Origin of the sequence: Leptolyngbya sp. FACHB-711, from assembly GCF_014695615.1 — a bacterium.
Classification (GTDB): Bacteria; Cyanobacteriota; Cyanobacteriia; order Elainellales; family Elainellaceae; genus Leptolyngbya_A.
Genome location: NZ_JACJOR010000462.1, coordinates 26,899 through 38,298, shown reverse-complemented (window position 1 = coordinate 38,298; position 11,400 = coordinate 26,899). Strand labels below are relative to the sequence as shown.

Here is an 11,400-nt window from a genome sequence, read left to right as displayed (position 1 = left end):
TGAGGACGCCGAACCAGCCGATGTAGAGGCGGTTGTCGGTGGAGGTGATCCAGGTGCAGAACTGCTCCCACAGGTTCGCGGAGTCGCGACGCTGTAAGGTAGTCGTCATATTTTCGATGAGTGCTTTAAGCGATTTAAGGTTTGGGCAGGCGCTGATTTGCTTGCCTTAATGAATAGTCTAGGGGGTTTATTGCTTTTTGTAAATATGCTGAGAGTAATTACTCATAAACAGGTTTCAGACTGTTGATGAATTTGCGAAAGCCACTCTGAGGTTGCTCTGGGAGTCATTAGGCGAATTTTTTCTAGATGAGCGTACTCCGATCGGCTTAATAAAACGGGATACTCTTTCCGTCTTCGGGAGTAGGTTTTGAGAACCCAAAGGACGATCGAATCCTTGCTCAGTGCTTTGCCGATCGTCTCGCGATTCCCGCTCCAAAGTTCCTGCTGCGTGAGGCTGCGGTAGAGGGTGCGCTTGATAGAACGGTAAAGCGTGACCGGAAAGGAATAGTCCAGCCAAATTAAGGTGTTTGCTCGACCCCAGACGAGATCCCGCACCCTGCTATAGTTGCCGTCTACCACCCATCGATCGCCTTGAAGTGCTTGCTCGACTCTCGATCGAAAGACTGCTGGGTCTGCCTCTGTCCAGTTGGCTTCCCAGACCAATGCGTCTAGTTCAACATGAGGAATTTGAAGACGTTCAGCAAGCTGTTGTGCAAAGGTCGTCTTTCCAGAGCCGCTTGTACCAACTACGACAATCCGCTGACCCGATTGAGGAGGCTGATTCATAGTGAATTGTAAGGGGCATGACAGGAGTAGCTTCAGCAGACGATCGCAGGATTCTGTATTGAGTAAATTAAAAGGGCAAAAAAAGGGCGGACAGGATGCCCACCCATGAAGAAGACAAATAAGAAGACGAATTCAGCGCAGCTACCGGGCAGGATTGAGTTCCGGTTTAAGAATGTTGCTGAGGATTGAAGCTGGGCGTTCTTTGTATTTCCAGGCGAAAGCGTGACGGAAGGCGGCATCCTGACAGGCTTGGAGCTGTTTAAAGCTGATGATGTCCTGAGTTAACAGATTCTCATACTCAAAGGGCAACCGAACATTGTGCAATCCGGCGTTGTCAGTGCAAATCGCAATATCTACTCCTGCTTCAAAGCAGCGATCGAACACGACTTTCAATTGCTGAATGTCCTTTAACGTTCCAGTTTTGGGGTAAGTCGTCGGGCAAACCTCTAAGCATTGACCGTCCCTAGCAAGCTGGGGCAGCAGTTCGGGATGCTTGAGGGGAATTTGGATACCGTGACCGATTCGCATCAGGTAGGGCAGTAGCTCTGGGTAGCAGCCTGCTTCGGTTTCATATAAATGTCCGGTGGTGTTGAGTCCAAGCGATCGGGCATAGTCATATAGCCCCACGAACTCATCTAGCCGCTCGGCGTAGTGAGCATCTCCACCCGCTAAATCGATCGCGCAAACATAGTGCCGCATCTGAGCCGCCAGATCCACGATGGCGTGATTCACCTCGTAAGGTAGACGGGAATGCATACAGAGAATCTGGCTTGTCACGATTGGGTATTCCCCGACTTGGCTGGCTTTGCCAACGACTTCCACAATATTTGCCATCTGGTTGATCCGCTCGGACTGGCTCAGGTGGTCGGGCGTTCGCAGGTAAGGGGTATAGCGCAGCTCCAGGTACGCCAGATTCTCAAATACATACGCCCCGCGCATTAAGCGATAGATGAAATACGGCAGCGTTTCGTTAGTTTGGACCTTTTCAACCAGCGTATGCAGCTCCAGATACTCGTCTAAAGTATTGCGGGGGCGGGTGTAAAAGTCCTCAAAATCCTCGTATTGGTTAAATCGCTCAGGTACATCCGACTGACTGCGCTGAAAATATCGCCAGAGGACACGAGGAACAACCGAGCCTCCTAAATGGCGGTGTAATTCTGCATAAAGTGCCATGAGAACCTCTTGGGTTAGTGAAGTAGAAATAACAATCGAGTACAAAAAATTCTGGTAAAGCAAATGAGCTTACCGATCGTTCTGGTAGACACCAGATTCTGAGATTGAAATGGAGTTAATGAATTGTAGACATTGGGCAGAGAGCCATCACGGACTGCCAGAAATCTGTGTGCAGCAATGAGCAGGGATTAGCCGAAGATTGATGCAACAGGGGCAGGACTTTCAAGCAAGGGTATTAGCACTAATTGATACAACTATAGATAACCTTAATGAAAGTTCGCCAGAGGCAGTCAACCGAAATAAGCATTTGGGGCAATGAGGCGGAATGACGAACTTGAGCGACGCAGTGAGCTGTATGCTTCTACCGCAGCTCTAAAAATCCACTCTAACGTAGAGGCAATTTGTCAGAAGTTGTTGGTAAATAGCCAATATTAACGATCGATTGTTGCTTCATATGACTCACCCCATTACCCGGCTGAGGGACAACCTAAGCAATCTCCTGCCGCGCTGGATTGTAATTTTGCTGGCAATCCCGCTCGGAGTTCTAAACGGGTGGGTTATTCTTCAGGTAGTTCGCTATTTTGGCTCGACGTTCACGATCCTGGCAGTGGCAACGCTGCTCGCATTCTTACTCAGTTTCCCAGTGAGGTTTCTAGAAAAGCGAGGAATTGGGCGAGGCTACAGCATTCTGCTGGTATTTCTGACATTTCTAGGTATTCTAGCAACTCTGGGAACGACGCTGCTGCCGCTCCTGTTCATCCAGCTTCAGGAACTCATTACTCACCTGCCGGATGGAGTTAACGCGGTCAGCCAGCAGCTCGAATCGTTTCAAAACTGGGCAACAGAGCGGCGGCTGCCCATTAACGTCAGGGGGGTTGCCCAGCAGATCCAGGCGATCGCGCCTCAAGGGATTGATGATGTTACCAATCAGCTGATTGGGGTGGTGCTAGAAACGGCAGACAGCCTGTTTAATGCCATTCTGACAGTCGCCCTAACGCTCTACTTGTTGCTGCACGGCGACGGCTTCTGGAAAACAATTTTTCAGTGGTTTCCGGTGCACTGGGTCCAAGAAGGGCAACGACTGCTGAGCCAGAATTTTCGCAATTACTATGTGGGGCAAATGACGGTCGCTGTGATTGAGGGGACAGTTCTGACGATCGTATTTCTCATTCTGCGAGTTCCCTTTTTTCTGCTGTTTGGCATTGGAATTGGGCTGATGGTGCTGATTCCTTTCTTTGATGTGCTGGGAACACTGCTTGCCAGTTTGATTGTGGGTGTCACCAATCCAGCTTTAGGTGTGATTGTTCTTATCTCGGCAATTCTCACCGATCAAATTATCGACAACACCGTTTCGCCGCGCATTATTGGTCGATTAGTTGGGCTAAACCCCGTCTGGGTAATTTTGTCGCTCCTGATCGGCATCCAGACTGCCGGATTTTTAGGAATTGTCCTGGCAGTCCCGCTTGCTAGCACGATCGGCGATGTTTTAGCACTAGTGCGCTCGACCCGGCGGCCAGACCCATTTGAGCAAAGTCAGAAAGTTGCAACCGCAGACACCGAGGTGATCAATGCTGCTGTCAGCTAGACAATGCATGTAGGAATGCAGGATTGAGTCTCTTGAAGAATCGGCGTCTTGCTCGCTCGGTTCGGGAGGTTTTCTGCTGGCCTGGGTTGTGACCGGAAGTCTTATTAGCATGACCGTGATTTCGGCCAGTCTACCGCTGCAAGCCCAAACCAATCTACGATCAAGGGAATCCCGGTTTAGACTAGAGGAATAAGGACAGCATTGCCCTGATCGATCAGACTAATTAATCAAACTTTAGTCAAACTTAAAGCTCACACTCATTGCAGACGGGAGACGCAGGTGGTTACATCTCTTTCGCTACAGGATCGGTTGCTGGAGACAATCGCCCCTTATCGACAGCAGGTCGATTATCTAGAAATTCGGCTGGAGCAAAGCGAATCGACATCGATCGCCTATCGGGGCAAGCAGTTGGATGCAGTCGATCGTAGTTTTGCTCTAGCTGGAGGCGTAAGAGCCTGTCATTGCGGGGGCTGGAGCTTTGTCACCTTTAACGGACTGGCAGATCTGAAACAAAGAATTGAAGAAGCGATCACCCAGGCAAAGCTAGTTGGCAAGGAAACGACCGAACTCGCCACTGTGACGCCAATTCAAGATTATGTGGCGGTTGAGCTGGGCAGAGATCCACGCGGTATCTCTCTGGATGCCAAACGCGCTCTGGTCGAGCAGTACAACCAAATTTTGCTGGAGTTTGACCCGCGCATTCAAACCACGATGACGGGCTACAGCGATCGATTCAGCACGACTTATTTTGTGAATTCGATCGGCTCTTGCATTGCCCAGGAGCGGCTAGACGTATCGGGACGATTTGGCGTTATTGCCAGAAGTGAAGGCGGCGTAGTGCGTCAGGGCTTTGAGTCGATTCATTCGCGATCGGACTACGGTGTGCTAGAAGGGGTCGAGGCACAGGTGCGAAGTGCAGCAGAGCGGGCAGTCCGTCAGCTTGAGGCAAAGCCCGTGAAAGGCGGACAGTACACTGTTGTGCTTGATCCCTATCTGTCGGGCGTGTTTATTCACGAGGCGTTTGGGCATTTGTCTGAGGCGGATTTTGTTTATGAGAATCCCCGCATGCAGGAATTGCTGGTACTGGGTAAGCCGATCGCCATTCCGCAGCTCAATGTTGTGGATGATGGCACGATGCCCGGTCTACCCGGTTCGCTGAAATATGACGATGAAGGCGTTCCGGCACAGCGCAAGTATCTGATCAAAGACGGCATCCTCACCCAGCGACTCCACAACCGTGAAACCGCAGGCAAACTGCACGAGGAACCCACTGGAAACGCCCGCGCCCTCAGTGCCCTCTATCCCCCGATCGTCCGTATGACAAATACCGGGATCGAAAGTGGCGACTATGCTTTTGAAGACATGATTCGCAATGTGGAAGAAGGGGTATATGCGGTGCGAATGCTGGGCGGACAAACTAACGGCGAGATGTTTACCTTTGCAGCGGCAGAAGGCTATATGATTCGCAACGGTGAGATTGCCGAGCCTGTGAGTGATGTCACTTTGAGCGGGAATGTTTTCCAAACCCTGAAGGATATCGACGCGATCGGCAATGACTCGGTGTACAAGAACGGCGGCTGTGGTAAAGGTGGACAGTCTCCCCTGCCTGTGAGCGTTGGTGGTCCCCATGTGCGAATTAATAACGTTGTGGTGGGTGGACGATAATCGGTATCGCTGATTGACCTCTCCCCGCGATCGTCATTCCTATGCTGTGCTGCCCCGGCATTCGCTGATTGTTTGTGCTTCTCTAGTGCAAAATCCGGCGAACTTGGGCAGCCTTTGTCGTACGGTTGAAGCGTTTCGGCTGGAATCTCTAGTGCTGGCAGACAAGGCGATCGTGCAACACAATGCCTTTCGGAACGTGGCGGTTTCCGCGCATCTGTGGCAGCCGATCGTTGCTTGCGCGATCGATGCCTTGCCCCAATGGTTTACCCAACAACAACAGCAAGGCTATGAGATTGTTGGATTATCTGTGAGTCCGATTTCAGAACCTTTACCGCAGTTTGCTTTTCGGCAGCGATCGGTTCTAGTGCTGGGTCAAGAGTTGACAGGCATTCCGCCAGAGATTTTGCAAAAATGCGATCGAACCGTGAGCATCCCGCAGTTTGGCATGGTGGAATCGCTCAATGTGCAAACAGCGGCGGCAATTGCCCTTTACGAATATATGCGGCAGTGGACGCTGAAGCCGATAAGGGACGGGGACTAGCGATTTGGCTTCGTCCTTTCCCCCTTTGTACTCACGTCGCTGATACAGCTATAGAATAAAAACTATTCTGGCTCAGGAGTAAATGCCTCGATGTCACTCACCGCACAACAACTGGCAGACTTGATGCCCGATGCAACTCAATTAGAGAGTGATGAGCCAGAAATGGAGAGTTCTCTACACTACACTCAACTGGCACTGTTAGTCGCTTGTCTAGAATGGCTCTGGCGCGATCGATCCGATTTCTTCATTGGTGCAAACCTCACCATTTATTTCAGCCGACAACAGCTCAAGAACAAAGATTTTCGCGGACCAGATTTCTTCCTGGTCAAGCACACCGAAAAACGACCGCGAAGATCCTGGGTCGTATGGGAGGAAGATGGCAAATATCCTGATCTGATTATCGAACTCCTGTCGGATTCAACTGCCCGAACAGATCGCAACCTGAAGAAGGAACTGTATCAGAATCGCTTTCGCACCCCAGAGTATTTCTGGTTTTCGCCCGAAACGTTAGAGTTTGCAGGCTACCGTCTGGTCAATCAGCAGTATGAACCCATTGCCCCTAACGCATCAGGTTTGTTGTGGAGTTATTCGCTTGGATTGTATCTAGGAATTCGCGAGGGGGTCTTGCGCTACTTTACAGAAGGGGAAACTCTAGTGCTGTCGCCCGAAGAAGAGGCAGAACAGGCACAGCAACAAGCGCAACAGGCACAGCAACAAGCGCAACAGGCTGAAGCACGGGCAGCCCGGTTGGTGCAGCAGTTGAGATCCTTGGGCATCAAGCCAGAATTGTAGCGATCGTAACCAGGTGACACTTTACGACGGCAGGGCGATCGCTTTCACATCTTTCCAGGCACTCCCATCCCCCTAACTATGTACTGCTATGCCTTCAAATCGCTTGATTACGCTGTTGACTGACTTTGGCTTAAACGACGTTTATGTCGGCGTGATGAAAGGCGTAATTGCCAGCATTGATCAAAGTTTGCGAGTCATTGATTTAACCCATCAAATTCCGCCTCAAAATATTACAGCGGCGCAGTTTAATCTACTCAATGCCTATCCTTATCTTCCGTCGGGAACGGTTCATGTTGCTGTTGTTGATCCGGGGGTAGGCAGCGATCGTCGGGCAGTTGCAATCGAGCTAGAAGATGGATTTCTGGTTGGTCCTGATAACGGGTTGTTTACAGGATTGATGACGACAAAAGCAGTTGTTCAGGCTGTTGAATTAAGCGATCGTCAGTACTGGCGCGTTCCTGACCCTAGCAACACTTTTCATGGACGAGATATTTTTGCTCCGGTTGCCGCACATCTCGCGCTTGGAGTTTCAATTACAAAACTTGGAGAAATCATCGATTCAGATACCTTAATTCAAAATTCGATTGTGTCCTATAAAACAACAGCAGCAGGCTATCAGGGGAGGATTCAGCACATCGATCGATTTGGCAATGTCATCACCAACATTCCCGGTAAACTAGTTCAGAATAAACGCTGGTCGGTGCGAGTAAAGAAGCGATCGATTCCGGGCTGTCAGCGTTATGGGGAAGCGGAAGTGGGGAATCCAATTGCATTAGTCGGCAGTCACGGCTGGGTCGAAATTGCAATTAATGGGGGTGATGCTCACTTTCAGCTACGGCTCAACTGGGAAGACGAGATTGACTTGAAAGTTGAAATGTAGATTTACAAGATTAAAACTATTCGTCTTGCTCAAATAGTCTAACCAAATTACTTGGACTTCCAGGCATAAAAGTCTGTTTCGTAGAGATTGCCCTGCTGTGCCTCAGGTTCTGGGTCTGCTTCTAGCATGAGTTCTTCCAAGCGCGATAGCTTTATTCTATTGATTGCATGAATGGAACCGAGAGAAGCAGCACTACAATCGAAGTAAGTGGACGCATCGGAAACTACAAGCTGAGGAAAGAGGGCAATGCAGACTGAAACGATGACCTCGCAGGGAGAAGTGCTTCGCAGCACACCGGTCTATCAGGGGCAGTTTGGCGAATTTACGATCACCCCAGACGATCGCCGAGAAGTAATCATTTACCGTGGTGGACTCACGATCGCGGCAGTTAGTTTTGCGATCGGTTCAACCCTGGCACTCACTCAGGGGAATCAGCCCTTCATCCAGTCGCTTCTGACTCCGCTCTACACGCTGTTTACGATCGGTCTGGGCATCAGCCTGTTCACCATTCACATTTATCTCAAAGTCCTACACCGAACGCTGCAAGCATTTTGGCTTATCGGTGCGATCGCTTCGCTTTTTGTGGCTCACTTTAGCCCTGAACCGTTTGTGTCCACGGTCTATCGCTATCCGCTCACGCTATTGGGCATAGGATTTGCCTTTGCTGCCCTAACCGGAATTTTCTTTAAAGAAGCCTTCTGCTTCGATCGCTTAGAAACTAAGCTGCTTACGCCGATCGTTCCGCTGCTGCTCTTAGGACACCTCACCGGACTGCTGCCGCTCCAGGTCGAACAAACTCTGCTGGCAAGCTGGGCAGGGTTGTTTGTTGTGTTTGCATTCCGAAAAGTGATCCAACAAATTCCGCCCGATATTGGCGATAAAAGCGTGTTCGAGTATCTCAAGCAGCAAAGGTGATCGAAACCTGTTTGAATCTGATCATCATTGCGAGCATTCGAGTAAACAGCTATCGTTCTGACTTTCGCGATTCTGGGCATTTTAAGCTGACTTGCGTTTAGCCTGCCTGAAGGAAAGGAAATCGTGGAAGACGATCGCGCTTACTGGGTTGCCTGGTCCCACATTGCTGGTGTAGGGGCAATCTTGCTGCGGCGGTTGCATTTGCATTTTGGTTCTCTGGCTGCTGCCTGGTTTGCTCCTGCCGAAAATTTGCAAGCGATCGAAGGCGTCGGCTGGCAAACGGCTGAATCGATCGGGGCAGCGCGATCGGCTCTTGATCCCCATAATCTGCTGCAACAGCATGAGCAGGAAAATCCCTGCTTCTGGACACCTGCTGATGCGGGTTATCCCCGACTGTTGCTGGAAATGGCTGACCCTCCCCCTATCCTTTACTATCGCGGCACAGTCGATCTGATAGAAAATCAGGGACAAACGCCCTGTATCGCGATCGTCGGCACTCGCAGCCCTTCTGAGTATGGCAAACGCTGGACGCGCCGGATTACAACTGCGCTGATTGAAGCAGGCTATACCATCGTTTCTGGACTGGCAGACGGCATTGATACAATCGCCCACCATGCCTGTCTTGAAGCGGGAGGACGCACGATCGCGGTCATGGGAACGGGAGTAGACGTGGTTTATCCCTGGCGCAACAAAGAGCTTGCCTGCCGAGTTATCGAGCATGGCTTACTGCTGAGTGAATATCCGGCGGGAACCCAGCCCGATCGGGTTCATTTTCCGCGTCGAAATCGCATTATTGCAGGGTTATGCCGAGCAACGCTGGTGCTAGAGGCTCCGCAAAAATCTGGGGCACTAATTACCGCACGGTTGGCAAATGAGTATGGGCGCGATGTCTATGTGCTGCCCAATTCGCTGGACAATTCGCGGGCAAGAGGCTGTCTGGAACTGCTGAACCAGGGAGCCGCCCTCATCCTGGGAGAAACTGAGCTGCTAGAAAACTTAGCATCGCTGCCGCAACTTGTGTCTTCATGTGCTGCCGTCGATCGAGCAGCTGTCCATCAAAATCCTAAAAATCAAGATTCTAGAAATCAAATCTCCAATCTCACCAGTCAGCTTTCCCTGCTGTCTAACTCATCGATCGATTCCCCCCTGGACGAAAGTGCTTTGCCTCGCCGCCCCCCTGATGGGGTGAATCACTCTGAACCGCTGAAAGGATTAGCTACTGACCTACAGCAGGTGTTTTCAGCCGTTTCCGCAGAACCCGTTCTGGTCGATCGAATTGTTCAAGAAACTGGGCTGCTGCCGGGTCAAGTGCTTAGTGCCTTAACTCAGCTTGAATTAATGGGGTTAGTCACCCTGTCTGGTGGGGCACGGTATTCACGGTTGTAATTCGGGTATGTTATGGGACATATCTAGGGCTGAAGCTCAATTCAGGGTGTTTCCGTCTTTTGAGGTTTTATGATGATGTCTGCTTATCGCTTAAAAGAAATCGTTGTGCCGCTCCTGATTGCCATGTTCACGACGCTGCTTACAGTAGGGTCGCTTTCGCTGCTGCTGCAAACTCCAGAGAGAGAAGTATCCGCCACCAAAACGATTTATATGCAGAGTAGCACTCCGTAGAGCAACTTAATTAAAGCAGTCGTTCAGCACTATCAAACAAAGCATCGCTTTGGGAACACTGCTTTATACCAGGATAATCTTGCAGCCCGTTCTAGACTAACTGATTGTCCCTATAGCACTTTCACATTGGGCTGAAGTAACCTCAGCAGCACAAACAGCAAATAATGCTGCTCAGTCTGAACGAGAATAAATGGAAATCTCTTCTAAGTTAAGAGAATATAAAACCGAGTAAATTTTCTGCAATAAGATCTCGTTTTGCAGACAAAATCAACGGGTATTTCCTGAGAATGCTGTATTTTTTAACCAGGAACAGCATCCCTAGAAAACTAGATTTCTACATGTAATCGACGGAATCAGGAGGAAATCATCCCCAGGAAAGCGCAAGGTAATCGAGAGAAAGGCAGTTATAGGGAAAAAGCAACATGACGATGCGAATTCTAGTCACGGGCGGCGCCGGATTTATTGGTTCTCACTTGATCGATCGCCTGATGAAGCAGGGGCATGAAGTTCTTTGTTTAGATAACTTTTACACGGGGCACAAGCGAAATATTGCTCACTGGTTGGGTAATCCTAATTTTGAGCTGATTCGCCATGATATTACCGAGCCGATTCGTCTGGAAGTTGACCAGGTGTATCATCTCGCTTGTCCAGCCTCACCCGTTCACTATCAGTACAATCCTGTTAAGACGATTAAAACCAACGTCCTGGGAACACTGAATATGTTGGGGCTAGCAAAGCGGGTGAAAGCTCGGTTTTTGTTGGCTTCCACCTCTGAAGTGTATGGCGATCCCGAAATCCACCCCCAAACGGAAGATTACCGAGGCAACGTCAATCCGATCGGAATTCGGAGCTGCTATGACGAAGGCAAACGGGTCGCAGAAACCCTGGCATTTGATTATCACCGTCAGAACGATGTTGAAATTCGCGTTGCTCGCATCTTCAACACCTACGGTCCAAGAATGCTGGAAAATGACGGACGTGTTGTCAGCAACTTTGTTGTGCAGACACTTCAGGGGCAGCCGCTTACCGTTTACGGACAGGGATCACAAACGCGCAGTTTTTGCTACGTTTCTGACCTGGTTGAGGGGTTGATGCGCCTGATGAACGGTGACTTTATCGGTCCCGTAAATTTGGGGAATCCTGATGAGTACACGATTCTAGAGCTGGCACAAGCGGTTCAGCAAATGGTTAACCCCGATGTGCCAATCGACTTTAAGCCCCTACCGCAAGATGATCCGCGTCGTCGCAAGCCAAATATTACCCGTGCTCAAACCCATCTTGGATGGCAGCCCACCGTTCCGTTAACAGAGGGTTTGCAGCGCACGATCGAGGATTTCCGGGCAAGGCTGAGTGCAGATCAGTCGATTGATCAATCCGCACAAGCCGGCACTCATCCTGCTCAGGTTTAGTCAATGGCATAGGAATTGGGCATTGGGTCCCTATCTG

Annotated in this window: 11 protein-coding genes and 1 pseudogene; 9 read left to right on the top strand and 3 right to left on the bottom strand. The window is 50.1% G+C overall.

Features of this window, described 5'->3' with window-relative positions; all coding sequences use genetic code 11:
• From H6F80_RS29250 to H6F80_RS21250, 3 genes and pseudogenes are all read right to left on the bottom strand, one after another.
• A pseudogene (locus tag H6F80_RS29250) lies at positions 1-109 on the bottom strand (photosystem II q(b) protein); the annotation flags it as partial.
• A 113-nt stretch (positions 110-222) separates the two neighbouring features.
• Positions 223-786 carry an AAA family ATPase gene (locus tag H6F80_RS21255; protein WP_190793519.1) on the bottom strand — a complete coding sequence of 188 codons (564 nt, stop codon included), beginning with the start codon at positions 784-786 and terminating at the stop codon, positions 223-225.
• Positions 787-927: 141 nt separating this feature from the next.
• Positions 928-1,959, bottom strand: coding sequence for an adenosine deaminase (locus H6F80_RS21250; RefSeq protein ID WP_190793518.1), 1,032 nt, complete (start codon positions 1,957-1,959; stop codon positions 928-930).
• Positions 1,960-2,413: 454 nt separating this feature from the next.
• Between H6F80_RS21250 and H6F80_RS21245 the strand changes: the two genes are divergently transcribed.
• The 9 genes from H6F80_RS21245 (at position 2,414) to H6F80_RS21205 (ending at position 11,363) form a co-directional block, all read left to right on the top strand.
• Positions 2,414-3,544: an AI-2E family transporter gene (locus H6F80_RS21245; RefSeq protein ID WP_190793517.1), complete on the top strand. Its 1,131-nt coding sequence runs from the start codon at positions 2,414-2,416 to the stop codon at positions 3,542-3,544.
• Between the two features lie 279 nt (positions 3,545-3,823).
• The gene (locus H6F80_RS21240; protein ID WP_190793516.1) at positions 3,824-5,209 is read left to right on the top strand and encodes a metallopeptidase TldD-related protein; all 1,386 of its coding nucleotides are present in this window, start codon (positions 3,824-3,826) and stop codon (positions 5,207-5,209) included.
• A gap of 13 nt (positions 5,210-5,222) precedes the next feature.
• Positions 5,223-5,750, top strand: a complete 528-nt coding sequence (locus H6F80_RS21235; RefSeq protein ID WP_190793515.1) for a TrmH family RNA methyltransferase — start codon at positions 5,223-5,225, stop codon at positions 5,748-5,750.
• Between the two features lie 90 nt (positions 5,751-5,840).
• Positions 5,841-6,542 (top strand): Uma2 family endonuclease, encoded by a 702-nt coding sequence (locus H6F80_RS21230; protein WP_190793514.1) that lies wholly within the window; start codon positions 5,841-5,843, stop codon positions 6,540-6,542.
• Positions 6,543-6,630: 88 nt separating this feature from the next.
• On the top strand, positions 6,631-7,422 hold the full coding sequence (locus tag H6F80_RS21225) for an SAM hydrolase/SAM-dependent halogenase family protein (RefSeq protein WP_190793513.1): 792 nt from the start codon (positions 6,631-6,633) through the stop codon (positions 7,420-7,422).
• Positions 7,423-7,668: 246 nt separating this feature from the next.
• Positions 7,669-8,337 carry a DUF2301 domain-containing membrane protein gene (locus H6F80_RS21220; protein ID WP_242067496.1) on the top strand — a complete coding sequence of 223 codons (669 nt, stop codon included), beginning with the start codon at positions 7,669-7,671 and terminating at the stop codon, positions 8,335-8,337.
• 123 nt (positions 8,338-8,460) lie between these two features.
• Positions 8,461-9,723, top strand: a complete 1,263-nt coding sequence (dprA, locus tag H6F80_RS21215) for a DNA-processing protein DprA (RefSeq protein ID WP_190793512.1) — start codon at positions 8,461-8,463, stop codon at positions 9,721-9,723.
• Between the two features lie 69 nt (positions 9,724-9,792).
• Entirely contained in the window at positions 9,793-9,954 is a 162-nt protein-coding gene (locus tag H6F80_RS21210) for a hypothetical protein (RefSeq protein WP_190793511.1), read from the top strand.
• A gap of 422 nt (positions 9,955-10,376) precedes the next feature.
• On the top strand, positions 10,377-11,363 hold the full coding sequence (locus H6F80_RS21205; protein WP_518523625.1) for a UDP-glucuronic acid decarboxylase family protein: 987 nt from the start codon (positions 10,377-10,379) through the stop codon (positions 11,361-11,363).
• Positions 11,364-11,400: the final 37 nt, after the last annotated feature.

Bases quoted from the DNA above. Each gene is read 5' to 3' on its own strand.
- H6F80_RS21255 (WP_190793519.1), bottom strand. From the start codon at position 786: ATGAATCAGCCTCCTCAATCGGGTCAGCGGATTGTCGTAGTTGGTACA.
- H6F80_RS21250 (WP_190793518.1), bottom strand. From the start codon at position 1,959: ATGGCACTTTATGCAGAATTACACCGCCATTTAGGAGGCTCGGTTGTT.
- H6F80_RS21245 (WP_190793517.1), top strand. From the start codon at position 2,414: ATGACTCACCCCATTACCCGGCTGAGGGACAACCTAAGCAATCTCCTG.
- H6F80_RS21230 (WP_190793514.1), top strand. From the start codon at position 5,841: ATGTCACTCACCGCACAACAACTGGCAGACTTGATGCCCGATGCAACT.
- H6F80_RS21225 (WP_190793513.1), top strand. From the start codon at position 6,631: ATGCCTTCAAATCGCTTGATTACGCTGTTGACTGACTTTGGCTTAAAC.
- H6F80_RS21220 (WP_242067496.1), top strand. From the start codon at position 7,669: ATGCAGACTGAAACGATGACCTCGCAGGGAGAAGTGCTTCGCAGCACA.
- H6F80_RS21210 (WP_190793511.1), top strand. From the start codon at position 9,793: ATGATGATGTCTGCTTATCGCTTAAAAGAAATCGTTGTGCCGCTCCTG.
- H6F80_RS21205 (WP_518523625.1), top strand. From the start codon at position 10,377: ATGACGATGCGAATTCTAGTCACGGGCGGCGCCGGATTTATTGGTTCT.